The sequence below is a fragment of the Micromonospora sp. CPCC 205546 genome (assembly GCF_036902715.1).
Lineage (GTDB): Bacteria > Actinomycetota > Actinomycetes > Mycobacteriales > Micromonosporaceae > Micromonospora.
On record NZ_JBAKHL010000168.1, the window covers coordinates 1 to 984 of the forward strand.

Here is a 984-nt window from a genome sequence, read left to right on the forward strand (position 1 = left end):
TCGGGGATTTCGGTGAACAGACGAGACGGCCGCAACGCCGTGAACGACGCCACAAACCGATCCCACCGCACATCCGCCACCACCACCTGCGCCTCACCCGCATCCAACGCCCCCTGCAACGCCACCACCGCCAACTCCGGAGCCATCCCCGGCAACCCACGCCGACTCAACTGCTCCCCCGCCACCCCCACCGCCATACCCGCCTCAGCCCACGGCCCCCACGCCACCGACGTACCCACCAACCCACGCCCACGCCGCGACACCACCAACCCATCCACAAACGCATTCCCCGCCGCATAACCCACCTGACCCGCCGAACCCCACACCCCCGCAATCGACGAAAAAACAACAAACGCATCCAAATCCAAACCAGCCGTCAACTCATCCAACACCACCGCACCACCAACCTTCGCCCGCAACACCTCCTCCACCTCACCCACACCCACCTCACCCAACGGCGTCAACTGCGCCGCACCCGCCGCATGCACCACCGCCCGCAACCGCTCACCCGCACCCACCAAATCCCCCAACAACCCCGCCACCGCACCACGATCCGCCACATCACACGCCACCACCGACACCCGCACACCCAAACCCTCCAACCGCCCCACCAAATCCCCCACACCCGGCGCACCACCACCACGCCGACTCACCAACACCACATGCTCCGCACCCACACCCACCGCCCACAACGCCACCCGCGCACCCAACGCCCCCGTACCACCCGTCACCAACACCGTCCCCGACAACCGAAAACCACCCACACCAGAACCAGAAACACCCACCGAACCCGCCCGCACCAACCGCCGCACAAACACACCCGACTCCCGCACCGCAACCTGATCCTCACCACCACCCGACAACACCCCACACAACCAACCCCACACACCCCCACCCCACACACCCGGCAAATCCACCAAACCACCCCACCGCAACGGCACCTCCAAACCCACCACCCGACCCAAACCCCACACCGCAGCACCC

The 984-nt window shown here is 66.6% G+C and carries 1 protein-coding gene; it reads right to left on the bottom strand.

Annotated features, from left to right (window positions below; genetic code table 11):
* Window positions 1-953 (bottom strand): beta-ketoacyl reductase (locus V6U77_RS29870; RefSeq protein ID WP_334610074.1); only part of this gene is annotated, 953 nt, incomplete at its 3' end.
* Window positions 954-984: the final 31 nt, after the last annotated feature.